Raw genomic sequence first — 23009 nt, 5'->3', positions numbered from 1 at the left:
CGAGTTCCGCCCCGCAAGACCGCATCGCCGTTGTCGGTTTATTTAGCACTGCGGGCTAGCATCCGGCGACGCCAGCTCCCAGGCAAACCCAGGCCTCAAGACGCAGCTCATGATCCTCGACCTTGCGCGCCTTCTGCTCTTCCCTGCCCTGATCGCGTTTGCCGCCGCGAGCGATCTCTTCACGATGACGATCTCGAACCGCGTGTCGCTGGCGCTGGTCGCCGGCTTCTTCGCGCTCGCGCTCGCCGGTGGCATGGCACCTTACGAGCTGCTGGGCCATGTCGGCGCAGGCGCGCTCGTCCTGGTCGCGGCCTTCACCTGTTTTGCGATGGGCTGGGTCGGCGGCGGCGACGCCAAGGTCGCGGCATCCGTCGCGCTCTGGTTCGGTTTCGCGCAGCTGATGAACTTCCTGCTCTATGCCTCGCTGTTCGGCGGGGCGCTGACGCTGCTCCTGCTCCAGTTCCGGCAATGGCCGCTGCCTTACGGGCTGGCGGGCCAGGCCTGGCTCGCACGGCTGCACGCCAAGGAGAGTGGCATTCCCTACGGTATCGCGCTCGCGATGAGCGCGCTGATGGTTTACCCGGAGACCGAATGGGTGAAGGCGATCGACCTTGCCCATCTCGCACTGCGCTGAACGCATCGGGTAAACCCGGCGTTAAGGCGATTTAGATACGCCTCATTAACCATGCTTTGACGAATAGCTGGTCAACTGCCGATTACGGCGGCGGCAGCGTCGCGGCGTTTAGTTGGAAAGTGAAGCGTATGAATAGGGCACGCATTGTCGTCCTGACGGTCGCCATCTGCGCCGGCGGCGTCGCCGCGTACCTGGCGAGCGGCTCGGACAATTCTGCGCCGCCTCCGGCGGCTCCGGTCGCGCAGCTTCCGACCGTCGACGTGTTGGTGGCCAAGAACGACATCGGACTCGGCCAGACCGTCAAACCGGACGACGTGCAATGGCAGACCTGGCCGGCCGCGACCGCCAGCGCCACCTTCATCCGCCGCAACGAGCGTCCCGAGGGCGCGACCCAGGTGACCGGTTCGATCGCGCGTTCGCCCTTCATCCAGGGTGAGCCGATTCGCGACCAGAAGCTGGTCAAGGCCGAAGGCTCGGGCTTCATGGCGGCAATCCTTCCCACCGGCATGCGGGCGATCTCGACCGAGATCTCGCCCGAGAGCGGTGCAGGCGGCTTCATCCTGCCCAACGACCGCGTCGACGTGCTTCTGACACGCCGTCTCAAGAATCCGGACCAGAACAGCGGCGCTCCCGATCTCGTCACGTCCGAGATCATCCTGGCCAATATCCGCGTCCTCGCCATCGACCAGGCGCCGAAGGAGAAGGACGGCCAGAATGCGGTGGTCGGCAAGACCGTCACCCTCGAGCTCAACCCCGCGCAGACTGCGACGCTCTCCGCCGCGCGCCAGAGCGGCACGCTGACGCTGGCACTGCGCAGCATCGTCGACGTCAAGATGAGCGAAATCACGCTCGATGAATCCACGCAGAAGCGCGACGGCGTCTCGATCATCCGCTACGGCATTCCAAGTCAGACGGCGAAGACACGATGAGGACAGGCGATATGAAATGCAGGGCTGAGCTTGCGACGATGCGAACCTCAATGGTCCGCGCCCTGTCGTTTTCGGCCGCCTTCGCGCTGGCACTCAACCCGGTGTTGACCCCCGTGGTCGCCGCCGACTACCGGCCCGCGGCGCCGGTCGCGGCCGACGGCCAGATGAACGCGCGATTCCTCTCGCTCGGCATCGGCAAGTCCATCGTGATCGACCTTCCGCGCGACATCAAGGACGTGCTGGTCGCCGACCCCAAGATTGCCAATGCGGTGGTCCGCTCGGCGCAGCGCGCCTACATCATCGGCGCCGCGGTCGGGCAGACCAACATCGTGTTCTTCGATTCCGCCGGCCAGCAAATTGCGGCCTATGACATCGCGGTCAAGCGCGACCTCAACGGCGCGCGGGCCGCGCTGAAGCAGATCCTGCCCAATTCCGACATCCAGATCGACGGCCTCGGCGAAGGCATCGTGCTGACCGGCACTGCGGCGAACCCGTTGGAAGCGCAGCAGGCAAACGATGTCGCCGCGCGCCTCGCCGGCGGCGCCGACAAGGTCGTGAATTCGATCGTGGTCCGCGGCCGCGACCAGGTCATGCTCAAGGTGACGGTCGCGGAAGTCGCGCGCAACATCGTCAAGCAGCTCGGCATCGACCTTACCGCCAACCTCAACTACGGCACGTCCGTGGTGAGCTTCTCGAATTCCAACCCGTTTACCGCTCTCGGCAAGAATCTGGTGGACGGCAACAGTCTGACCACGAAGTTCGGCGCGACCCCGTCGGTGCAGGCTACCCTGCGCGCCATGGAGACCGCCGGCGTGATCCGGACGCTGGCCGAGCCGAACCTGACCGCGATCTCCGGCGAGTCGGCGACTTTCATCGCCGGCGGTGAATTCCCGGTGCCGGCGGGCTATGCGTGCGATCCCACGACGCATGTCTGTACCACCCAGATCAGCTTCAAGAAGTTCGGCATCTCGCTCAACTTCACCCCCGTCGTTCTGACCGAAGGCAAGATCAGCCTGCGGGTGATGACCGAGGTCTCGGAACTGTCGAACGAGAATGCGATCACACTGTCGCAGGCCGTGACCTCGACCTCGGTGAACTCGCTCACGGTGCCTTCGATCAAGACCCGCCGGGCCGAGACCTCGCTGGAGATTCCCTCCGGCGGCGCGATGGCGATGGCCGGCCTGATCCAGCAGCAGACCAAGCAGGCGATCAGCGGACTGCCGGGCCTGATGCAGCTGCCGGTCCTCGGCACGCTGTTCCGCAGCCGCGACTTCGTCAACAACGCGACCGAGCTGGTCGTGATCGTGACGCCCTATATCGTTCGCGCAGTGGCGCAAAAGGATCTGTCGCGGCCGGATGACGGCTTCTCGGCGCCTCCCGATCCGCAAGTCGAGCTGCTCGGCAACATCAACCGAATCTACGGCGTGCCTGGCCGGACCGAACCGGCCCGGAACTACCGCGGCACCTACGGCTTCATCACCGACTAAAGCGGAACGGGGACTTCGTTATGACCACAACACCACCCCAGATTCGCAGACGCGCCATCGGCTTCGGTGGCGCGCTCGTCGGCATCGCGCTCGCGCTCGGCGGCTGCCAGCACGACGAAGCGGTCACGGCATCCATTCCCGACAGCTACAAGCAGCGTCATCCGATCGCGATCGAGGAGCAGAACCGCTCGATCGTCGTCTTCGTCGGCCACGCCCGCGGCGGGTTGACCGCGGCGCAGCGCGCCGACGTGATGGGTGTGGCATCGTCCTGGCTGCACGAGGGCACCGGCGCCATCCATATCGACGTGCCGGCCGGTACGCCCAACGCGCGTCCGGTCGCCGAGTCGATGCATGAAATTCAGGCGATGCTGGCGGCGGCGGGGGTTCCGCCACGTGGCATCATCGCCCGCCCCTATCAGCCGGAAGACAAGCGCTTCCTGCCACCGATCCGGCTGACCTATTCCAAGATCGCCGCGGTCGCGGGCCCCTGCGGCCTATGGCCGGATGACATCGGCCCCTCGATGAAGAACAAGGGCTGGTTCGAGAACAAGGAATACTACAATTACGGCTGCGCCTATCAGCGCAACCTCGCAGCCATGGTCGACAATCCCTCGGACCTCGAGCAGCCGCGTCCCGAAACGCCGTCCTACACGGCGCGGCGCACCGCTGCGTTCGAGAAATATCGCAAGGGCGTGCCGACGGCGGTTGCCTATCCGGAAGCCGACAGGGCCAAACTCAGCGATACCGGCAAATGATCAGCTACGCTCGCCAGACACCCGAAGAGCAGCCGGACGCGGCTCCCACGCCGGTCGAGGAGCATATTGCGCCTGCGCCGCGCGTCTCGGTCCAGGCCTTCTGCGAGACCGTGGAAACTGCTGCCGCGGTCCAGTCGGCCGGCGAGGATCGCCGTCTCGGCAAGGCCCACCTGAAGATCCAGATGGGCGGCATGGCCGCCGCGGTCGAAGCCTACCGCTCGGCGCCGACGCCGAACGTGATCGTGCTCGAGAGCGACGGGCGCAACGACCTCTTGGGCGGGCTCGACCACCTCGCAACCGTCTGCGACGCCGGCACGAGGGTCGTCGTGATCGGCCGCATCAACGACGTCACGCTCTACCGCGAGCTGGTGCGCCGCGGCGTCAGCGATTACGTGCTCGCGCCGGTCGGCGCGATCGACGTCGTGCGCTCGATCTGCAACCTGTTCTCGGCCCCCGAAGCCAAGGCGGTCGGCCGCATCATCGCGGTGGTCGGCGCCAAGGGCGGCGTCGGCGCTTCGACCATTTCCCACAACGTCGCCTGGGCGATCGCGCGCGATCTCGCGATGGACGCGGTCGTCGCCGACCTCGATCTCGCCTTCGGCACTGCCGGGCTCGACTACAATCAGGACCCGCCCCAGGGCATTGCCGACGCCGTGTTCTCGCCCGACCGTGTCGACACCGCCTTCATCGACCGCCTGCTGTCGAAATGCACCGACCACCTCAGCCTGCTGGCGGCGCCGGCCACGCTCGACCGGGTCTATGATTTCGGCACCGACGCCTTCGATGCCGTATTCGACACGCTGCGCTCCACGATGCCCTGCATCGTGCTCGACGTTCCGCACCAATGGACCGGGTGGACCAAACGCGCCCTGATCGGAGCCGACGACATTCTGATCGTGGCGGCGCCCGATCTCGCCAATTTGCGCAACACCAAGAACCTGTTCGATCTCCTGAAGGCCGCGCGCCCCAACGACAGGCCGCCGCTCTACTGCCTGAACCAGGTCGGCGTGCCGAAACGGCCCGAGATCGCCGCAGCGGAGTTCGCCAAGGCGATCGAGAGCCAGCCGGTCGTCTCGATCCCGTTCGAGCCGCAGATCTTCGGCTCGGCAGCCAATAACGGCCAGATGATCGCGGAGATCTCGGCCAACCACAAGTCGATCGAAATGTTCCTTCAGATCGCCCAGCGGCTGACCGGCCGCAGCGAGACGAAGAAGCAAAAGTCGTCCCTGCTTTCACCCCTGATTGAGAAGTTGCGGGGAAAATAGCCGCCGCATGGAGCTGTTAAGTGTTCGGTAAGCGTAGCGGAACAGACACCGACTCTCGGGCCCCGAAGCCCGGCGCCGTGGCGCCAGAGCCTATCCAGGCTCCGGCGCCCGCGGTGTCGCGCGCGCCGCCGCCCCCGGCCGTCGCCTCGCCGCCGCTTGCCCCGGCGAAGCCCGCGCCGACCATGGATGCCCGCCGCTCGGACAATTATTACGAGGTCAAGGCGACCATCTTCGGCGCGCTGATCGAAGCCATCGACCTTGCCCAGCTCGCCAAGCTCGATTCGGAATCCGCGCGCGAGGAAATCCGCGACATCGTCAACGAGATCATCGCGATCAAGAACATCGTGATGTCGATCGCCGAGCAGGAAGAGCTGCTCGACGACATCTGCAATGACGTCCTCGGCTACGGTCCGCTGGAGCCGCTGTTGTCACGCGACGACATCGCCGACATCATGGTCAACGGCGCCAACACCGTCTACATCGAGGTCGCCGGCAAGATCCAGCGCACCGGTATCCGCTTCCGCGACAACCAGCAGCTCCTCAACATCTGCCAGCGCATCGTCAGCCAGGTCGGCCGGCGCGTCGACGAATCCTCGCCGATCTGCGACGCGCGCCTTGCTGACGGCTCCCGCGTCAACGCCATCGTGCCGCCGCTGTCGATCGACGGCCCCACGCTCACCATCCGCAAATTCAAGAAGGACAAGCTGACGCTCGATCAGCTCGTCAAGTTCGGCGCGATCTCGCCGGAAGGCGCCGAGATCCTCCAGATCATCGGCCGCGTCCGCTGCAACGTGCTGATCTCCGGCGGCACGGGCTCGGGCAAGACCACGCTGCTCAACTGCCTGACCAACTACATCGAGCACGACGAGCGCGTCATCACCTGCGAAGACGCCGCCGAACTCCAGCTTCAGCAGCCGCATGTGGTCCGGCTGGAAACCCGGCCGCCCAACATCGAGGGCGAGGGTCAGGTCACCATGCGCGAGCTCGTGCGCAACTGCCTGCGTATGCGCCCCGAACGCATCATCGTCGGCGAGGTCCGCGGACCCGAAGCGTTCGACCTGCTCCAGGCCATGAACACGGGCCATGACGGCTCGATGGGCACGCTGCACGCCAACAATCCGCGCGAGGCGCTGTCGCGCTGCGAATCCATGATCACGATGGGCGGCTTCTCGCTTCCGTCGCGAACAATTCGCGAGATGATCTGCGCCTCGATCGACGTCATCGTCCAGGCGGCGCGTCTGCGCGACGGCTCGCGCCGCATCACCCACATCACCGAGGTGATGGGCATGGAAGGCGACACCATCATCACGCAGGACATCTTCCTCTACGACATGGTCGGCGAGGACGCCAACGGCAAGATCATCGGCCGGCACCGCTCGACCGGCATCGGCCGTCCGAAGTTCTGGGAGCGCGCCCGCTATTACGGCGACGAGAAACGCCTTGCCGCTGCGCTCGACGCCGCGGAAGTCGCGCCGACGACGTGAGCAGGTCAGCACAGCCATGAACATGCAGGTCCTCGCCCTCGCCTTCCTCGCCACCGCCGCCGTCGGCGGCATCGCCTGGGTGTTCCTCTATCCGCTCCTGTCCGGAGAGCGAAAGGCGGAAGGTCGCCGCGCCTCGATCGCGCGCGCCGACGCACCCGCTGCCAAGCAGAGCGAGAAGAGCCAGCGTTCGCGCCGCGAGCAGGTCGAGAGCTCGCTCAAGGACCTCGAGGCACGGCGCCAGCAGGAGAAGAGCGTTCCGCTCAACGTCCGGCTGTCGCAGGCAGGGCTCGACTGGACGCCGCAGAAATTCTGGATCGTGTCCGCCGTCGTGGCGGGCGCGCTGTTCGCAGTCGCCATGTTCGTCGGCGGCGGCCTGCTCGGCGCCGCCGGCCTCGCCTTTGCCGGCGGCTTCGGCCTGCCGCGCTGGGCGCTTGGCTTCCTGAAGAAGCGTCGCGAAGCCAAATTCCTGAAGGCGCTGCCCGACGCGGTCGACGTGATCGTCCGCGGCATCAAGGCAGGCCTGCCGCTGTTCGAATCGATCAAGGTCGTCGCCGCCGACGCGCCGGAGCCGCTGCGCGGCGAGTTCCTCCAGATCATCGAGACGCAGGCGATCGGCATGCCGCTCGGCGAGGCCTGCTCGCGCCTCTACGATCGCATGCCGCTGCCGGAGGCCAATTTCTTCGGCATCGTCATCTCGATCCAGCAGAAATCAGGCGGCAATCTCTCCGAAGCGCTCGGCAACCTCTCCAAGGTGCTGCGCGACCGCAAGAAGATGAAGGAAAAGATCCAGGCGATGTCGATGGAAGCCAAGGCCTCGGCCGGCATCATCGGTTCGCTGCCGCCGATCGTGATGTTCCTCGTCTATCTCACGACGCCACATTACATCTCGATGCTGTGGACCCATCCTACCGGCCAGCTCATGCTGGTCTGCTGTGTCGTCTGGATGGGTATCGGCATCATGGTGATGAAGAAGATGATCAACTTCGATTTCTGACGGTGCAGTATGGTTGAGTTTCTCGTTTCGAAGCTACATGACGTCCGCTTCATGACCATGCTGCTGGCGGCCATCGCCGCCAGCGCCACCGTCTACACGCTGGTGATGCCGCTATTCGCCGGCGAGGGCCTCTCCAAGCGCATGAAGGCCGTGGCGAGCGAGCGTGAGCGCATCCGGCAGCGCGAGCGCGAACGCCTCCACAAGAGCGAAAAGGTCTCGCTGCGCCAGACGCCGAAGCAACTCGTCTCGAAGGTCGTCGAGGACTTCAACCTCACCAAATGGCTCGCGCAGGAAGCCGCGCGGGACAAGCTCATCATGGCGGGTTATCGCGGCCAGGCGCCTTACGTCACCTTCCTGTTTGCCCGCATGGTCGCCCCGATGGTGCTGTTCGTCGGGTCCGTCGTCTACGTGTTCCTGATTGCGCATATGCAGCAGTCGATACCGATCAAGATCGGCATCTGCGTCGGCGCGGCCTATCTCGGCCTTCAGGCGCCGATGCTGTTCCTCAGGAACGCGATCTCCAAGCGACAGCTCTCGATCAAGCGCGCCTTCCCCGATGCACTCGACCTTCTCCTGATCTGCATCGAATCCGGCATGTCGGTCGAGATGGCGTTCCGGAAGGTCGCAACCGAAATCGTGGGCCAGTCGATCGCGCTGTCGGAAGAGTTCACCCTGACCACGGCCGAATTGTCCTATCTGCAGGATCGCAAGGTCGCCTATGAGAACCTGGCACGGCGCACCGGGCTCGAGGGCGTCAAGTCGGTCTGTCTCGCGCTCCAGCAGGCGGAGCGTTACGGCACCCCGCTCGGGCATTCCCTGCGCGTCATGGCGCAGGAAAATCGCGACATGCGCATGAACGAGGCCGAGAAGAAGGCTGCAGCCCTGCCGCCGAAGCTGACGGTGCCGATGATCCTGTTCTTCCTGCCCGTGCTGTTCGTCGTCATTCTCGGACCGACCGGCATCAAGATCTCCGAGATGCAATGACATAGAACGTGGGCCGCGCGCGGCTCGCGCCGGCGGCTCCACGATCGAGACGGTCAGGTGTGATCAGTCGGGCTGGCGGAGCGAGGCGACCGGAGTCCGCTTCGGCCCGCCACGCGGGGCGTCGCTGCGGGTCAGCATTTCCTTGAGATAGGCCACATTGGCCGCGGCCTGGTCGGGCGGCAGGTCCGCCTTCACGATGGTCTCGGCTTCGGCGAATCGGCCCTGGAGACCGACCACCAGACCGAGATTCTGACGCACCCGCGCGTTTGCGCGCGGCGAGGCGTAGGCCTGCCGAAGCGCGTCTTCTGCCTTCGGCAGATCTCTCGACAACATATAGGACAGGCCGAGATTGGAGAGCACGCCGGGATCGCCGGGCGCGATCTTCAGCGCACTCGCATAATACGAACGCGCTTCATCATGACGGCCCATCTGATCGAGCGCGGTCCCTTGCACCGAGAGCAGGCGCCAATCCGGGTTGTCGGGCGAATGCGCCTTCGACAACACGTCGAAGGCCTGTTGGAAATTGCCGTTGTCGGCGAGCGCACGGCCGTACATGGCGAGCAGCGCCTTGTTGCCGGGATTGGCAATGGTCGCCTGCTCGAGCACGGCGGCAGCCTGGGCGCGCTGACCGTTGGCGCGCAAGGCCTGGCCATAAGCGAGGGCCGCGTCGGCGTCCTTGGGATTGGCACGGTAGCGCTCGCCATAGACGTCGACGGCGCGTGCGGGATCGGCGGGAGCGGCCTCCGCATGCGGCCCGATCGAGCCCGTGACGTCGGACAGTTTTGACATCGCCGTGCAGCCGCCGAGGCCCATGGCCACCGCCGCGACCAGCGAGGTGGACGCAAGAAGCCGTGCAAGACTGAACCGTTGACGCATGACGCTTTGACTCTCGAGCCGATTGATCGAGCCGAACGCGCCAGCAATAGACTGTTAACCCTAACGGCCGGTTAACGCCGGATGGCCGCGCCTGTCATGGCGGCGTGCGCGGCGGCGACTCGCCGCGGAGCCCCGGATCGAGGCCGAGCACATTGTCCCGTGGCCGCGCTCACGTGAACGGCAGTTCCCAACATGGATACTGGCCTGCCCGATGATGCTCTCGCCCAGTCAATATTCGATGGCGAGCCGCTTGCGGATTTCGTCGATGCGCTTGTCGAGCGCATCGAAGCGCGCATGAACGGAACGGTCGTGGAGGTAGAGGACGTAGCCACCGGCAAGGAATGCGAAGATCCAATGATGGTGCTCGACATAGCCGAAAATCGCCTCGACGGCCTGGCCGATGAATGTGACCATGCTCCACACAGATTCCATTGCATTCCCTCCCCGGCGGCTTCGTCGTCGGCCGCCGGCGATCTGGCGCCTTGTGGCCGTTGCCGGAACCTAGCATGGCACCCTTGCTGCGAGTAGCGGCTCACCGGGCGGTGATAGCAAAGCCGATTGCGGCCGCCGCGAAACTCTGCGAAGTCTCGTCCGTTCGCATGACCCGTTTGATCTGACGATCCGGACCCGCCAATGCCTTCTGTCTTCGAGACGTCGTCCACCGCCACCCCGATCACCTTCGTCACCAAGTCGAGCTGGGATCAGGTCGCCGAGACGCTGCCGCCGGCGCAGCGTCAGTTCGCCGCAGCAAACGCCTTTGCCGCCAAGCCGGGCGGCTATCTCGCCCTGCCCGCGCCCGACGGCGCGATCGCGCAAGTGCTGTTCGGCATCGAGGACGCGGCCGCAAGATCGCGCGACCTGTTCCGGCCGGGCGCCCTGCCCGGACTGCTGCCGCCGGGCATCTATCGCTTCGCCAATGCACCGCACGATGCACGGCTCGCCGCACTCGCCTTCGCGCTCGGCAGCTACCGGTTCGCCCGCTACCGCAAGGCGGATCGCCCCGAGGTCCGCCTGGTGTCGCCCGACGGCGTCGACGCGGCCGAGATCGACCGCATGGCGGATGCCGCGATGCTGGCGCGCGACCTCATCAACACGCCGGCCAACGACATGGGGCCGGAGGAGCTGGCCGCAGCCGCGCAGGATCTCGCCGCCGAATTCGGCGCAAGCTTCGCCTGCACCATCGGCGAGGATTTGAAAGCGAATTTTCCGCTGATCCATGCCGTCGGCATGGCCTCGGACCGCGCGCCGCGGCTGATCGACATCGGCTGGGGCGATCCGGCTCATCCCAGGGTGACGCTGGTCGGCAAGGGCGTCTGCTTCGATACCGGCGGCCTCGACCTGAAGCCGTCGAGCGGCATGCTGATCATGAAGAAGGACATGGGCGGCGCCGCCAACGTGCTGGCGCTGGCGCGGATGGTGATGGATGCGAAGCTGAAGCTGCGGCTGCGCGTGCTGATCCCGGCGGTCGAGAACGCGGTTGCCGGCAATGCCTTCCGCCCGCTCGACATCTTCACCTCGCGCAAGGGCATCACGGTCGAGATCGGCAATACCGACGCGGAAGGGCGCCTGGTGCTCGCCGACGCGCTGGCACTGGCCGACGAGGAAAGCCCCGACCTGCTGATCGATCTCGGCACGTTGACCGGCGCCGCACGCGTCGCGCTAGGGCCTGATTTACCGCCCTTTTACACCAATGATGAGACGCTTGCCGCCGACGTCGCGCGCTGCGCGGCGAAGGAGAACGATCCGTTGTGGCGCATGCCGCTGTGGCCGGCTTACGATGCGTGGCTGGACTCCAAGACCGCCACCATCACCAACGCGCCCTCGGGCGGCTTCGCCGGCTCGATCGTTTGCGCGCTGTTCCTGCAGCGCTTCGTCGAGCAGGCCAAGAGTTGGCTTCACGTGGATATTTATGGCTGGACGCCATCGGCAAAGCCGGCGCGTCCCGAGGGCGGCGAGTGCCAGGCCGCGCGCGCTATCTACACATTGCTGAGCGAGCGCTATGCATGATCCACGAAACGATCCTAGGCTGACACCGGCGCGGGGTGACATCGCCGCGAAATATCTCGAAGGCAAGGTGCCGGCCGATCGCTTCGTCACGGGCGAGGAGTTCGAGATAGTCGAGGCGATCGCGCCCATGCGCGAACAGCCGTCGTCGAACGCGATGCTGATGACTGAGGCGCTACGCGGCGAGCGGGTCACGGTCTACGATCGCAACGGCGAAGGCTGGGCCTGGGGGCAGCTTTCCGATGACGGCTATGTCGGCTGGCTGCCGGACGCGGCGCTCATGAAGCCCTCGGCCGCTCCGACCCACGTGGTCAGCGCGCTGCGGACGTTCGCCTTCCCCGGCCCCTCGATCAAGCTGCCACCGGCCGGCACGCTGCTGCTGGGATCGAAGATCGCGGTCGCGCGCGAGGACGGCAGTTTCGCCGTCACGCGCGACGGGGCATATCTGCCGAAGACCCATCTCGCCCCGCTCGATCATCGCGAGCCGGATTTCGTCGCAGTCGCCGAGCGCTTTGTCGGCACCCCCTATCTCTGGGGCGGCAAGAGCAGTTTCGGTATCGATTGCTCAGGTCTGGTCCAGGTCTCGCTGACATCGGCGGGCATCGGCTGCCCGCGCGACAGCGACATGCAACACGCTGGTCTCGGCCGCGCGCTGGAACCGCATGAGCGCAGCAAGCTGCAACGCGGCGACCTGATCTTCTGGAAAGGCCATGTCGCCATCGTCCGCGATGGCAGCACCATCGTTCACGCCAACGCGCATCACATGGCCACTGCGATCGAGCCGATCGGACCGGCGATCGCGCGAATCAAGCAGGCAGGCAGCGAAATCATCGCGATCAAGCGGCTGTAGAGTCATGCCGCAGGATGGGTAAAGCGCAACGAAGTCCATCGTCCGCTCCATCCATCTCACCGTATGCCTCCTAGACTAGAATGCGTGCAAGTGCGGCAGGTTCAGCTTATTGCCGCCACCACCCATTTGGGGTGCATTCTCGACGCGCAGCGGCGGGGGCGGTTCGTAGTTCCGGCCGGGGCCTGTCGTCCATACGCCGCCACCGGCAACCTGCTCGAGCTCGCCTGCGGATAGCTCACACGTCGCTTGCGCGTCGATTGCACTGGATGTCATCTCTGCACTCCTGTCGCTGCCGCGAGACCGTCTCACGACCATGCGCACAGGATGTCGCAGCGATCGCTCAGCCGCCGTGATTGCGATCACGCAGGATCAGGTTGCGACCGACCCGTTCCCAGCAGTCTCCAGCCGGAACGCCGCCGCGAACAGCGCGCGCGTGTAATCGGTCTTCGGGTTCTTGAACAGCTCGGCCGCCTGGCCTTCCTCGACCACCTTGCCGCCGCGCATCACGATGAGATGGCTCGCAAGCGAGGCAACGACGCGCAGATCGTGCGAGATGAACATGTAGGTGAGCTCGCGCTTGCGCTGGAGCTCGCGCAACAAGTCAACCATCTGCGCCTGGAACAACATGTCGAGCGCGCTGGTCGGCTCGTCCAGCACGACGAAATCCGGCTCCAGCACCACGGCCCGCGCGATGCTGATGCGCTGGCGCTGCCCGCCCGAGAACTCGTGCGGATAGCGGTAGCGGGTGTCCGGCTTCATCCCGACATCCTCGAGCGCCTTGACGACGCGCGTCTCGCGCTCCTCGCGCGACAGCTTTGGCTGGTGCACGGAAAGACCTTCGGCGATGATGTCCGCGATCGACATGCGCGGGCTGAGCGAGCCGAACGGGTCCTGGAACACGATCTGCATGTCGCGCCGGAAGGGCCGCATCTCCTTGAAGCGAAGGCCCTGGATGTCCTTGCCCAGAAACACGATGCGTCCGTTCGAGGAGATCAGCCGCAGCAGTGCGAGCCCCAGCGTCGTCTTGCCCGAGCCGGATTCGCCGACGACACCGAGCGTCTCGCCCTTGCGCACGGCGAGGCTGACGCCGTCGACCGCCTTGATGTGGCCGACCGTCTTGCGCATCAGGCCGCGCTTGATCGGAAACCATACCTTCAGATCGTCGGCTGACATCACCACGGGCGCGTCCGGCTGCGGCGGCGCCGGATCCGGCTTCGGCTCCGCCGCGAGCAGGTCGCGCGTATAAGGGTGTTTCGGGGTCTTGAAGACCTGCTCGACCGGTCCCTGCTCGACGATCTCGCCGCCCTTCATGACGCAGACCTGGTCGGCGATGCGGCGCACGATGCCGAGATCGTGGGTGATGAAGAGCAGGCTCATGCCGAGCCGCGCGCGTATATCGGCGAGTAGCGCCAGGATCTGCGCCTGCACGGTGACGTCGAGCGCGGTGGTCGGCTCGTCCGCGATCAGCAGGTCCGGCTCGTTGGCGAGCGCCATCGCGATCATCACGCGCTGGCGCTGGCCGCCGGAAAGCTGGTGCGGATAGCTGCTCAGCCGCGTCTCGGGCTCGGGAATGCCGACCTGCGTCAGCAGTTCCAGCGTCCGCTTGCGCGCCTGCGCATTGCTGGTCGGATTGTGCAGCTGGATGATCTCGCCGATCTGCGCCTCGATCGTGTGCAGCGGATTGAGCGAGGTCATCGGTTCCTGGAAGATGATGGAGATGTCGCTGCCGCGAATCTCCCGCATCTCTCGCTCGGACTGATCGATCAGCTCGCGTCCCTTGAAGCGGATGCTGCCCGAGGGATGCGACGCGTTGGGATAGGGCAGCAGTTTCAGGATCGAAAGCGCGCTGACCGACTTGCCGGAACCGGATTCGCCGACCAGCGCCACGCACTCGCCGCGCCTGATCTGGAACGAAACCTTGTCGACCGCGAGCGTGGTGGCGCCGCCCTGGTGGAAGGCTACCGAGAGGTCGCGCACGGCAAGCAGGGGCTGGTTGATCGCGTCCATCGACTTACCTGAAGGTCTTGCGCGGATCGAAGGCGTCGCGCACGGCTTCGCCGATGAAGATCAAAAGCGACAGCATGATCGCGACCGAGAAAAAGCCGGAGAAACCCAGCCAAGGCGCCTGCACGTTCGACTTGCCCTGCGACAGCAGCTCGCCGAGCGACGGCGAGCCGGGTGGCAATCCGAAGCCGAGGAAATCGAGGGCCGTGAGCGTCATGACCGACGAGGAGACGATGAACGGCAGGAACGTCATGGTCGCGACCATCGCGTTCGGCAGCAGATGCTTGAACATGATCACGGCGTTGGAAACCCCGAGTGCCCGCGCCGCCTGGATGTACTCGAAATTGCGCCCGCGCAGGAATTCCGCGCGCACGAGTCCGACCAGCGATACCCAGGAAAACAACAGCAGGATACCGAGCAGCACGAAGAAGCCCGGCACGAGCACTGACGACAGAATCAGCAGCAGATAGAGCGAAGGGATCGCGGTCCAGATCTCGATGAAACGCTGGAACAGCAGGTCGATCCAGCCGCCGAAATAGCCCTGCACCGCGCCGGCTGCGATGCCGACGACGGAGGAGACAATGGTCAGGCAGAGGCCGAACAGCACCGAAATGCGGAAACCGTAGATCAGCCGCGCCACCACGTCGCGGCCCTGGTCGTCGGTCCCGAGCCAGTTGTATTCGAGGTCGCGACAGCTCTTCAGGCCCTTCTTCTCGACGACCGGCTTGCACTGCGCTTCCGTCAGCATCCAGGTCGGCGCCGAGGGGGCCGGCGTGGGCAGATCGAGGTTGTGGGTGTCGTAGGAGTAGCGGATCAGCGGCCAGACGATGCTGCCGCCCTTGTCCTTGATCAGCTTCTGTAGATAGGGATCGCGGTAGTCGGCCGCGGTTTCGAAATCGCCGCCGAAAGTCGTCTCCGAATAGGTGACGAAGGCCGGCCAGTAGAGATGACCGTCATACTTCACCAGAAATGGCCGATCGTTTGCGATCAGCTCGGCGAACAGCGACACCACGAACAGGATCATGAAGATCCAGAGCGACCAGAAGCCGCGCCGGTTCGCCTTGAAGTTCTGCCAGCGCCGCCTGTTGAGCGGCGACGGCACGAACGGCTTGCGCGTGATCGGCACCGCATCGCCGAGCGGCGACTTCGCGGTGGTTTCGATCGGGGTAGGGGCGGTCAGCGTCATCAGACCTCCCGTGCCTCGAAATCGATCCGCGGATCGATCCACATGTAGGTCAGGTCAGAGATGAGGTTGACCACGAGGCCGACGAGCGAAAAGATGAAGAGCGTGCCGAACACCACGGGGTAGTCGCGGTTGAGTACGCTCTCGAAGCTGAGCAGCCCCAGTCCGTCCAGCGAGAAGATCGTCTCGATCAGAAGCGAGCCCGAGAAGAAGGCGTGAATGAAGGTGCTGGGAAAGCCCGCGATGACGATCAGCATCGCGTTGCGGAAGACGTGGCCATAGAGCACCCGGTTCTCGCTGCAGCCCTTCGCGCGCGCCGTCATGACGTATTGCTTGCGGATTTCGTCCAGGAACGAGTTCTTGGTCAGGAACGTCATGGTGGTGAACGCACCGAGCCCCATGGCGATCAGCGGCAGCGCCAAATGCCAGAAGTAATCGACGATCTTCCAGTACCAGGGAAACTGCGACCAGCCGTCGGAGGTCAGTCCGCGCAGCGGAAACCAGTTGAAGAACGAGCCTCCGGCAAACAGGATGATCAGGAGGATCGCGAACAGGAAGCCGGGTATGGCATAGCCGAGCACGAGCACGCTCGATGTCCAGGTGTCGAAGCGCGTGCCGTCCCTGACCGCCTTGCGGATGCCGAGCGGAATCGAGATCAGATAGGTCAGCAGCGTCAGCCAGATGCCGAGCGAGATCGAGACCGGCAACTTTTCCTTGACGAGCTGGAGCACGCTGACGTCGCGAAAATAGCTCTTGCCGAAGTCGAAGCGGGCGAAATTCCATACCATCAGCGCGAAGCGCTCCGGTGCCGGCTTGTCGAAGCCGAACTGCACCTCCAGCTTCTTGATGAAATCGGGGTCAAGTCCCTGCGCACCGCGATATTTCGAGTTGATGGCATCGCCGCCGGCCCCTAACTGCCCCGGGGCGCGCTGCGCAAAGTCGCTGCCGCCCGAAATGCGCGAGCTGCCGCCGGTGTCGGCACCGGAGAGTTGCGCGATCACGCGCTCGACCGGGCCGCCCGGCGCGAACTGCACAACGACAAAGGAGACGAAGAGGATCCCGAGCAAGGTCGGGATCATCAGGAGAATGCGGCGGGCGATATAGGCGCTCATGGCTATTTTGCCTGCTCGAGCTTGGCGACCTTGGCGGGGTCGGACCACCAGATATCGGGGGCGCCGACGCCATTGGCATAGCGCGGCAGCTTCTGCGGATGACCGAACTGATCCCAATAAGCCAGCCGGTGCGTCTTGTTATACCATTGCGGCACCCAATAACGGCCGGCGCGAAACAGTCGGTCGAAGGCACGGCAGGCGACGGTCAATTCCTCGCGGTTGTCGGCCGCCATGATCTTCTCGATCATGGCATCGATGGCAGGGCTGGCGACGCCAGCGAGATTGTACGAGCCCTTGGTTGCGGCGACCTGCGAAGAAAAGAACGCGCGCATGGCATCGCCCGGAGTCGCCGACATGCTGAAGCGCTGGATCGTCATGTCGAAGTCGAAATCTTCCTGGCGCGCCTTGTGTTGCACGGCATCGACCAGGCGCACGCTCGCTTCGATCCCGAGCGTCGCAAGATTCTTGATGTAGGGCGCATGGTGCGGCTGGAACGAAGCCTCGTCCAACAGGAATTCGATCCTGAAGATCTCGCCGTTCGGCAGCACCCTCTTGCCGTCCTTGATCGGCAGGCCGGCCTCGCTCAGCAATTGCTGCGCCTTGCGCAGCAGGCTGCGGTCCTGCCCGGAGCCGTCCGAAACCGGCGGCGTGAACGGTGCGGCAAACACCTCGTCGGGAACCTGGCCGCGAAAAGGCTCCAGCAGCTTGAGCTCCTCCGGTGACGGCGGCCCGTCGCTCGCCATGAGGTCCGAATTCTGGAACGGCGACACCGTACGGGCATAGGCACCGTACATGATGGTCTTGTTGGTCCACTCGAAGTCGAAGGCATCGATCAGGGCCTCGCGTACGCGAGGATCCCTGAATTTGTCACGCCGCGTGTTGATGAACCAGCCTTGCGCACCGGACGGCGTGTCGTCGGGCACGACCTCCATCTTGACGCGACCATCCTTCGCGGCGGGGAAGTCATAGCGCGTCGCCCAGATGCGGGAGGTGAACTCCTCGCGGTAGAGATAATTCTTGCCGGTGAACCCCTCGAAGGCGACATCGCGGTCGCGATAGAATTCGTAGCGCACGACGTCGAAATTATAGCTACCGCGACAGGGCGGCAGATCGGCGGCCCACCAGTCCTTCACCCGCTCGAACTCGATGTAGCGATTGACCTCGAACTTGCCGACCTTGTACGGACCCGAGCCCAGCGGGATCTCCAGAGACGTTTCGTCGAACGGCCGGGACGCATAATACGCTTTCGAGAAGATCGGCAGGCTCGCCACATAGAGCGGAACGTCACGTGCTCGCCCCTTGGCGAAGGTCACGACAAGCGTCGCATCGTCGATCGCTTCCGCGCTGACCATGTCGCGCAGCTGCACGATGATCAGCGGATGGCCCTTGGTCTTCAGTGCGGTCAGCGAAAACGCAGCATCGTGCGCAGTGAGCTTGGCGCCGTCGTGGAATTTCGCCTCGGGCCGCATCGTGAAGCGATAGACCAGCCTGTCCGGCGATATCCGCACGGATCTGGCGGCAAGCCCGTACATCGCGTCCGGCTCGTCATTCGCGCGCAGCATCAGCGGCGCAAACGTCATGTCCATGCCTTGCGCGCCATCCCCTTTCAGGATGAAGGCGTTGAGCGAGTTGAAGGTCTGATAGGACTGATTATACGCGCGCACGGAAGGAATCAGCGAGAACGTGCCCCCCTTCGGCGCGTCGAGATTGACATAGTCGAAATGGCGGAAGTCAGCCGGGTACTTGAGATCGCCGAACGCCGAGATGCCGTGCGCCTCGGTCCCCGCTTCCGACGCCGCCGCGCCGCGCAACAGCGGCGCTCCAAGGGACGCACCGAGGGCACCGCCGACACCGAAGGCTAGCACATGGCGGCGTGACATCTGCGTCATGCGGGGGATGTCCTTCACGACTTCTTTGCGATCCGCGCCGCCTTGTCTGCGTCGTACCACCAGATGAACGGGAAGCCCGACTGCCCGTATTTGGGCAACTCCGCCGGCCGACCGAAACGATCCCAGCGGGCGGTGCGGACCTTCGAATAGGTCCATTGCGGCACGACGTAGTGGTTCCACAGCAACACGCGGTCGAGCGCCTTGGTTGCCGCGACGAGATCGTCGCGCCCCGTGGCGTAGATCACTCGCTCGACCAGTTTGTCGATCGCCGGATTCTTGATGCCGGCAATGTTGCGCGACCCCGGGATGTCGGCCGACTTCGACGACCAGAATTCGCGCTGCTCATTGCCCGGCGACTGCGACTCGCCCCAGGAATTGGTGACGATGTCGAAATCCCACTCGCGGGTCCTGTTCTCGTATTGAGTCGGGTCGACCGTCCGCACGCTGACAGCGATGCCGAGCCGTTCCAGCGACGGCTTGTAGAACAGCGTGATCCGCTCGAAGCTCGGATCCGAGTTCAGCAACTCCAGGGAGAACTGAGCGCCGGTCTTGACATCGACCAGCTTGCGGTCGCGCACCTCGTAGCCGGCTTCCTTGAACAGGCGCAGCGCCTCACGCAGATTGTCGCGCACGGCTTCCGGACTGCCGCCGACCGGATTGGTGTAGGCCGTCGTGAAGACTTCGGGCGGGACCTCGGCGCGGACGGTCTCGAGGATCTCGAGCTCTTTGCCCTGCGGCAAGCCGGTCGCCATGAGCTCGTCGATGCCGTCGAAATAACTGCTGATGCGCTTGTACTGGCCGTAGAAGATCTGCTTGTTCATCTCCTCGAAGTCGAACGCACAGTTGAGCGCACGACGCACGCGAGGATCCTTGAACTTGGCGCGGCGCAGGTTGGGCACGAAAGCCTGCATGACGCCCGAGCTGCGATTGGCGAACTCCTCGAGGATCACGCGCTTTTCGCTCACGGCCGGGAAGTCGTAGGCCGTCGCCCAGTTCTTTGCGCTGTTCTCGGTGCGCCAGTCCACCTGATCGGCCTTGAAAGCCTCGATCGCGACGGTGGCATCGCGGAAATACTCGTAGCGCATCTCGTCGAAATTGTTGCGGCCCACATTGGCGGCGAAGTCGCGCCCCCAATAATCCTTGACGCGCTCCAGCGCGATCGACCGTCCGGCAACGAATTCCTTGACCCTGTAGGGACCCGAACCCAGCGGCACTTCAAGCGTGGTGGCGGAGACATCCCGCTTGCGGCCCTGCGCGTCCGTCCCCTCCCACCAATGCTTCGGCAAGACCGTGAGCTGCCCGACGATCTGCGGCAGTTCGCGATTGCCCGGCGCATCGAACACGAACTTCACCTCGCGCTCGCCGACCTTCTCGGCCTTCACCACATGGCTGTAGTACGCCGAGTACATCGGGTGGTGCTTCTTAAAGGAATCGAGCGAGAAGATCACGTCGTCCGGGGTGACCGGCTGGCCGTCGTGCCATTTGGCCTGCGGCCGCAAACGATAGGTGACGAAGGAGAAATCAGCGGGGTGGCTGACGGCCTCGGCCAGCGCGCCATATTCGGTCGAAACTTCGTCGAGCGAGGGTGTCAGAAGCGTTTCGTAGATGAACGCCACGGCACCGGCGACCTGCCCCTTCACACCCGAAACGACGATGTTGAAATTGTCGAAGGTGCCGACGGCGATCTGGCGCGCGACGCCGCCTTTGGGCGCTTCCGGATTGACGTAGTCGAAGCGCTTGAAGTCGGCGGGGTACTTGACCTTTCCGAATAGCGACAGCGCGTGGCGCCATGGGAGTTCGCTCGCCGGCTGCGCCTGCGCCGATCCAACAACGGGAACACCGAGGGCGGGAAGCGCTGCGGCAGCAGTGCCGGTGAGCAGGAGATCGCGTCGGGTAATGGCCAAATCAACATTCCTGTCTTGAAGGAGGCTACTCCTTTAAGGTCCCAATATAGGCGAGGTTTCGACGGAATATGTTGCTTTTTCCTCATCTTGGAAGCCCGGCCGCTCCATCCAATGCGGCCAAACGCCCCGATAACGTCACCGCGAGGCCCGGATATGAAAACGGCCAGGCTTTTCAGCCTGGCCGCATAGTCCAGCTCAATGCCGAGAAACCTACTTTGCCGCGGTCGGCAGCGGCTTCGGGCTGTCGGAGAGACTGTTCAGGTAAGCGATCACGTCGGCACGCTCGCTATCCTTCGGGATGCCGGCAAAGCCCATCGCAGTGCCAGGGACAGCCGCCTTGGGATTTGCGATGAACTTGTTGAGCGCATCGAAATCCCAGGTGCCGCCCTTGCTCTTCATCGCGGCCGAGAAGTTGAAGCCGCCACGGCCCTCGCCGACATGGTCGCCGACGACGCCAAAGAGGTTCGGACCAACGCGATTCGGGCCGCCCTTCTCGAATGTATGGCAAGCGCCGCACTTCTTGGCGGCGGAGGCGCCCTTTTCGACCGAGGCGGTCTGGAGCAGCTTCTCGATCGGCTCGGAGGCTGCGGCAGGAGCGCCGCCTTCCTTGCCGTGGCCGGCGTCTTCCTTCACGGCGATCTCGAAGCCCGGCTTTTCCGGCATCTTGGGCGAGAACAGCGCACTCGCGGTGAAGCTCGTCACCAGCAGAATCAGACAGGTGCCGAGCACGGCACCGAGAATCTTGTTCAGTTCGAAAGAGTCCATTTCCGGCCAGGCCCCACACCGCAAGAAGGAACAGCGGCCGAACGGCCGCCAGGACGAGCCTCGGGAGAATCAAACATTCCTTATTGTTTCCCCGAGTTTTGCCATTGAGATATCGGTTTGCCCGGGGTCTGGCAACCCGTATAAGCGAGCGGGCTTCAGGCCCGTCCCCACCCCATTTCTCGGCGCGGAAAACGCCCCGTTTCCAGGCCCTTGACCCGATGACCGATCCCCGCATCCTGGTGCTGATCCCGGCCCGCATGGCCGCCACCCGCCTGCCCGGCAAGCCGCTCGCCGATATCGCGGGATTGCCGATGATCGTGCACGTGATGCGCCGCGCCGAAGCCGCCCGAATCGGCCGGGTGGCGGTCGCAACCGACACGGCCGAGATCGCCTCGGTCGTCACTGCCCATGGCGGCGAGGCCGTGATGACACGCCCGGAGCACCCCTCCGGCTCCGACCGTATCCACGAGGCCATGCAGAAGCTCGATCCGGACGGCAAGGCCGAGATCGTGGTCAATCTCCAGGGCGATTTCCCGACCATTACGATCGACAACATCCGCGAGGTGCTGCCGCCGCTGCAAGATCCGGCCGTGGACATCGCGACGCTGGCCTCGCAGATCCACACCCAGGAGGAGGACCTCGCACCGAGCGTCGTGAAGGCGATCGGGACCTCGCTCGGTGGCAGGCGCATGCGCGCACTTTATTTCACCCGCGCCACGGCGCCGACCGGCGACGGACCGCGTTACCACCATATCGGCCTCTACGCCTACCGCCGCGCCGCGCTAGAGCGCTACGTCTCGCTGCCGCCCTCGCCGCTGGAATTACAGGAGAAGCTCGAGCAGCTCCGGGCCCTGGAAGCCGGAATGCGCATCGACTTTACCATCGTCGATACCGTGCCCCGCGGGGTCGACACGCCGGCGGACCTTGAGACCGCGCGCAGCATCCTTTCCAAATCCTGAGCCGCTGTTACAAAGCCGAGCATGAGCAAGATGAAAATCGCATTCCAGGGTGAGCCTGGGGCCAATTCCCACATCGCTATCGTCGAAGCCTATCCCGACGCCGAGCCGATGCCCTGCGCCACCTTCGAAGACGCGCTGTCGGCGATCTCTTCGGGCGAGGCCGATCTCGGCATGATCCCGATCGAGAATTCGGTCGCGGGCCGCGTCGCCGACATCCATCATCTGCTGCCGGCCTCCGGCCTCTTCATCATCGGCGAATGGTTCTTGCCGGTCCGGCACCAGCTGATGGCGGTGAAGGGGACCAAGCTCGAGGACATCAAGAGCGTCGAGAGCCATGTGCATGCGCTCGGCCAGTGCCGCCGCATCATCCGCAAGCTCGGCATCAAGCCGATCGTGCACGCCGACACCGCAGGCAGCGCCCGCGACATCTCCGAGCGCAACAACAAGACCGTCGCCGCGATCGCCTCGCGCCTCGCCGCACAGATCTACGGCCTCGACATCCTCGCCGAGGATATCGAGGACGAGGCGCACAACACCACGCGCTTCGTGGTGCTGGCGCGCGAACCGAAATGGGCCGCGCAAGGCTCAGGTCCGCTGGTCACGACTTTCGTGTTCCGGGTGCGCAATTTGCCGGCCGCGCTCTACAAGGCGCTCGGCGGCTTTGCCACCAACGGCGTCAACATGACCAAGCTCGAGAGCTACATGGTCGACGGCAATTTCTTCGCCACGCAGTTTTACGCCGATGTCGACGGCCACCCCGAGGACAAGGGCCTCGCCTTCGCCATCGAGGAACTGAAATTCTTCTCGCGCGAATTCCGCATCGTCGGCGTGTATCCGGGGCATCCGTTCCGCGCGACATTCAGCGAGACGCAGCAGGATTGAAATCGTGTCCCGGACGCGCGGAGCGCGAGCCGGGATCCAGAAGCTCCAA

Annotated in this window: 21 protein-coding genes; 12 read left to right on the top strand and 9 right to left on the bottom strand. The window is 64.6% G+C overall.

The window, feature by feature from the left end; all coding sequences use genetic code 11:
- Positions 1–109: 109 nt before the first annotated feature.
- The 8 genes from NR187_RS02415 (at position 110) to NR187_RS02380 (ending at position 8532) form a co-directional block, all read left to right on the top strand.
- Positions 110–634 carry a prepilin peptidase gene (locus NR187_RS02415; protein WP_211382068.1) on the top strand — a complete coding sequence of 175 codons (525 nt, stop codon included), beginning with the start codon at positions 110–112 and terminating at the stop codon, positions 632–634.
- Positions 635–762: 128 nt separating this feature from the next.
- Positions 763–1563, top strand: a complete 801-nt coding sequence (cpaB, locus tag NR187_RS02410) for a Flp pilus assembly protein CpaB (RefSeq protein ID WP_211382067.1) — start codon at positions 763–765, stop codon at positions 1561–1563.
- 11 nt (positions 1564–1574) lie between these two features.
- Complete coding sequence (locus tag NR187_RS02405; RefSeq protein WP_256805641.1) at positions 1575–3050, top strand: type II and III secretion system protein family protein; 1476 nt, start codon at positions 1575–1577, stop codon at positions 3048–3050.
- Between the two features lie 20 nt (positions 3051–3070).
- Positions 3071–3805: a CpaD family pilus assembly protein gene (locus NR187_RS02400; protein ID WP_211382065.1), complete on the top strand. Its 735-nt coding sequence runs from the start codon at positions 3071–3073 to the stop codon at positions 3803–3805.
- The gene (locus NR187_RS02395; RefSeq protein ID WP_211382064.1) at positions 3802–5070 is read left to right on the top strand and encodes an AAA family ATPase; all 1269 of its coding nucleotides are present in this window, start codon (positions 3802–3804) and stop codon (positions 5068–5070) included. Before NR187_RS02400 ends, NR187_RS02395 begins: the two co-directional genes overlap by 4 nt.
- 20 nt (positions 5071–5090) lie before the next feature.
- Positions 5091–6554, top strand: a complete 1464-nt coding sequence (locus NR187_RS02390) for a CpaF family protein (protein WP_211382063.1) — start codon at positions 5091–5093, stop codon at positions 6552–6554.
- 16 nt (positions 6555–6570) lie between these two features.
- Positions 6571–7548: a type II secretion system F family protein gene (locus NR187_RS02385; RefSeq protein ID WP_211382062.1), complete on the top strand. Its 978-nt coding sequence runs from the start codon at positions 6571–6573 to the stop codon at positions 7546–7548.
- Between the two features lie 9 nt (positions 7549–7557).
- Positions 7558–8532 (top strand): type II secretion system F family protein, encoded by a 975-nt coding sequence (locus NR187_RS02380; RefSeq protein WP_211382061.1) that lies wholly within the window; start codon positions 7558–7560, stop codon positions 8530–8532.
- Positions 8533–8595: 63 nt separating this feature from the next.
- Here NR187_RS02380 and NR187_RS02375 read toward each other — a convergent pair whose 3' ends face one another.
- Positions 8596–9408 carry a tetratricopeptide repeat protein gene (locus NR187_RS02375; protein WP_211382060.1) on the bottom strand — a complete coding sequence of 271 codons (813 nt, stop codon included), beginning with the start codon at positions 9406–9408 and terminating at the stop codon, positions 8596–8598.
- 228 nt (positions 9409–9636) lie between these two features.
- Positions 9637–9840, bottom strand: a complete 204-nt coding sequence (locus tag NR187_RS02370; protein ID WP_211382059.1) for a hypothetical protein — start codon at positions 9838–9840, stop codon at positions 9637–9639.
- A 201-nt stretch (positions 9841–10041) separates the two neighbouring features.
- Here NR187_RS02370 and NR187_RS02365 point away from each other — a divergent pair, with 201 nt between their 5' ends.
- Both NR187_RS02365 and NR187_RS02360 read left to right on the top strand, forming a co-directional pair.
- Positions 10042–11415, top strand: a complete 1374-nt coding sequence (locus tag NR187_RS02365; protein ID WP_256805639.1) for a M17 family metallopeptidase — start codon at positions 10042–10044, stop codon at positions 11413–11415.
- The gene (locus NR187_RS02360; protein ID WP_211382057.1) at positions 11408–12262 is read left to right on the top strand and encodes a C40 family peptidase; all 855 of its coding nucleotides are present in this window, start codon (positions 11408–11410) and stop codon (positions 12260–12262) included. The genes NR187_RS02365 and NR187_RS02360 overlap by 8 nt, the downstream gene beginning before the upstream one ends.
- Positions 12263–12337: 75 nt before the next feature.
- Here the strand turns inward: NR187_RS02360 and NR187_RS02355 are convergent, their stop codons facing one another.
- The 7 genes from NR187_RS02355 to NR187_RS02325 all read right to left on the bottom strand — a co-directional run bounded on the left by NR187_RS02355 (position 12338) and on the right by NR187_RS02325 (position 21119).
- Positions 12338–12535: a hypothetical protein gene (locus tag NR187_RS02355; protein ID WP_256805638.1), complete on the bottom strand. Its 198-nt coding sequence runs from the start codon at positions 12533–12535 to the stop codon at positions 12338–12340.
- Positions 12536–12631: 96 nt separating this feature from the next.
- Positions 12632–14269: an ABC transporter ATP-binding protein gene (locus NR187_RS02350; RefSeq protein ID WP_256805637.1), complete on the bottom strand. Its 1638-nt coding sequence runs from the start codon at positions 14267–14269 to the stop codon at positions 12632–12634.
- A gap of 4 nt (positions 14270–14273) precedes the next feature.
- The gene (locus NR187_RS02345) at positions 14274–15452 is read right to left on the bottom strand and encodes an ABC transporter permease (RefSeq protein ID WP_211382055.1); all 1179 of its coding nucleotides are present in this window, start codon (positions 15450–15452) and stop codon (positions 14274–14276) included.
- Entirely contained in the window at positions 15452–16561 is a 1110-nt protein-coding gene (locus NR187_RS02340; RefSeq protein ID WP_256805636.1) for a microcin C ABC transporter permease YejB, read from the bottom strand. The genes NR187_RS02345 and NR187_RS02340 overlap by 1 nt, the downstream gene beginning before the upstream one ends.
- 2 nt (positions 16562–16563) lie before the next feature.
- On the bottom strand, positions 16564–18450 hold the full coding sequence (locus NR187_RS02335) for an extracellular solute-binding protein (protein ID WP_256805635.1): 1887 nt from the start codon (positions 18448–18450) through the stop codon (positions 16564–16566).
- A gap of 14 nt (positions 18451–18464) precedes the next feature.
- Positions 18465–20354 carry an extracellular solute-binding protein gene (locus tag NR187_RS02330; RefSeq protein ID WP_256805634.1) on the bottom strand — a complete coding sequence of 630 codons (1890 nt, stop codon included), beginning with the start codon at positions 20352–20354 and terminating at the stop codon, positions 18465–18467.
- 210 nt (positions 20355–20564) lie between these two features.
- The gene (locus NR187_RS02325; RefSeq protein ID WP_211382051.1) at positions 20565–21119 is read right to left on the bottom strand and encodes a cytochrome c family protein; all 555 of its coding nucleotides are present in this window, start codon (positions 21117–21119) and stop codon (positions 20565–20567) included.
- 218 nt (positions 21120–21337) lie between these two features.
- Between NR187_RS02325 and NR187_RS02320 the strand changes: the two genes are divergently transcribed.
- Both NR187_RS02320 and NR187_RS02315 read left to right on the top strand, forming a co-directional pair.
- On the top strand, positions 21338–22078 hold the full coding sequence (locus tag NR187_RS02320; RefSeq protein ID WP_211382050.1) for a 3-deoxy-manno-octulosonate cytidylyltransferase: 741 nt from the start codon (positions 21338–21340) through the stop codon (positions 22076–22078).
- Between the two features lie 21 nt (positions 22079–22099).
- Entirely contained in the window at positions 22100–22960 is an 861-nt protein-coding gene (locus NR187_RS02315; RefSeq protein ID WP_211382049.1) for a prephenate dehydratase, read from the top strand.
- Positions 22961–23009: the final 49 nt, after the last annotated feature.

Source organism: Bradyrhizobium sp. Bra64 (assembly GCF_024519875.1).
Classification (GTDB): domain Bacteria; phylum Pseudomonadota; class Alphaproteobacteria; order Rhizobiales; family Xanthobacteraceae; genus Bradyrhizobium; species Bradyrhizobium japonicum_G.
The sequence above is the reverse complement of the archived record's forward strand: the minus strand, read 5'-3'. Positions and strand labels throughout refer to the sequence as shown.

Bases quoted from the DNA above. Each gene is read 5' to 3' on its own strand.
- NR187_RS02415 (WP_211382068.1), top strand. From the start codon at position 110: ATGATCCTCGACCTTGCGCGCCTTCTGCTCTTCCCTGCCCTGATCGCG.
- cpaB (WP_211382067.1), top strand. From the start codon at position 763: ATGAATAGGGCACGCATTGTCGTCCTGACGGTCGCCATCTGCGCCGGC.
- NR187_RS02405 (WP_256805641.1), top strand. From the start codon at position 1,575: ATGAAATGCAGGGCTGAGCTTGCGACGATGCGAACCTCAATGGTCCGC.
- NR187_RS02400 (WP_211382065.1), top strand. From the start codon at position 3,071: ATGACCACAACACCACCCCAGATTCGCAGACGCGCCATCGGCTTCGGT.
- NR187_RS02395 (WP_211382064.1), top strand. From the start codon at position 3,802: ATGATCAGCTACGCTCGCCAGACACCCGAAGAGCAGCCGGACGCGGCT.
- NR187_RS02385 (WP_211382062.1), top strand. From the start codon at position 6,571: ATGAACATGCAGGTCCTCGCCCTCGCCTTCCTCGCCACCGCCGCCGTC.
- NR187_RS02380 (WP_211382061.1), top strand. From the start codon at position 7,558: ATGGTTGAGTTTCTCGTTTCGAAGCTACATGACGTCCGCTTCATGACC.
- NR187_RS02375 (WP_211382060.1), bottom strand. From the start codon at position 9,408: ATGCGTCAACGGTTCAGTCTTGCACGGCTTCTTGCGTCCACCTCGCTG.
- NR187_RS02370 (WP_211382059.1), bottom strand. From the start codon at position 9,840: ATGGAATCTGTGTGGAGCATGGTCACATTCATCGGCCAGGCCGTCGAG.
- NR187_RS02365 (WP_256805639.1), top strand. From the start codon at position 10,042: ATGCCTTCTGTCTTCGAGACGTCGTCCACCGCCACCCCGATCACCTTC.
- NR187_RS02360 (WP_211382057.1), top strand. From the start codon at position 11,408: ATGCATGATCCACGAAACGATCCTAGGCTGACACCGGCGCGGGGTGAC.
- NR187_RS02355 (WP_256805638.1), bottom strand. From the start codon at position 12,535: ATGACATCCAGTGCAATCGACGCGCAAGCGACGTGTGAGCTATCCGCA.
- NR187_RS02350 (WP_256805637.1), bottom strand. From the start codon at position 14,269: ATGGACGCGATCAACCAGCCCCTGCTTGCCGTGCGCGACCTCTCGGTA.
- NR187_RS02345 (WP_211382055.1), bottom strand. From the start codon at position 15,452: ATGACGCTGACCGCCCCTACCCCGATCGAAACCACCGCGAAGTCGCCG.
- NR187_RS02340 (WP_256805636.1), bottom strand. From the start codon at position 16,561: ATGAGCGCCTATATCGCCCGCCGCATTCTCCTGATGATCCCGACCTTG.
- NR187_RS02335 (WP_256805635.1), bottom strand. From the start codon at position 18,450: ATGACGCAGATGTCACGCCGCCATGTGCTAGCCTTCGGTGTCGGCGGT.
- NR187_RS02325 (WP_211382051.1), bottom strand. From the start codon at position 21,119: ATGGACTCTTTCGAACTGAACAAGATTCTCGGTGCCGTGCTCGGCACC.
- NR187_RS02320 (WP_211382050.1), top strand. From the start codon at position 21,338: ATGACCGATCCCCGCATCCTGGTGCTGATCCCGGCCCGCATGGCCGCC.
- NR187_RS02315 (WP_211382049.1), top strand. From the start codon at position 22,100: ATGAGCAAGATGAAAATCGCATTCCAGGGTGAGCCTGGGGCCAATTCC.